Annotated in this window: 1 protein-coding gene; it reads left to right on the forward strand. The window is 72.8% G+C overall.

Features of this window, described 5'->3' with window-relative positions; translation table 11 throughout:
* On the forward strand, positions 1-104 hold a 104-nt coding region (locus IE249_RS37990; RefSeq protein ID WP_229858948.1), incomplete at its 5' end, for a respiratory nitrate reductase subunit gamma.
* Between the last annotated feature and the right edge of the window lie 102 nt (positions 105-206).

Consider the following 206-nt stretch of genomic DNA (forward strand, 5'->3'; position numbering starts at 1 on the left):
TGTGGCCCTTCGGCCGGCTCGTGCACGCCTTCGCCGCGCCCCTCGCCTACGCGGCCCGCCCCTACGTCGTCTACCGGTCCCGGGGTGGTGCGCCGGTGCGGTGAGTTTCTGCCGAGTCCCCGGTGAGGCGTGAGACCAACCTCGCCCGGCGCCGTGGAACGCGCCGGGCCGTATTGCGGTCCATACGGTTGTGCGGACCGAGAGTG

This window comes from Streptomyces anandii JCM 4720 (assembly GCF_014650655.1).
Taxonomy (GTDB): Bacteria; Actinomycetota; Actinomycetes; order Streptomycetales; family Streptomycetaceae; genus Streptomyces; species Streptomyces anandii.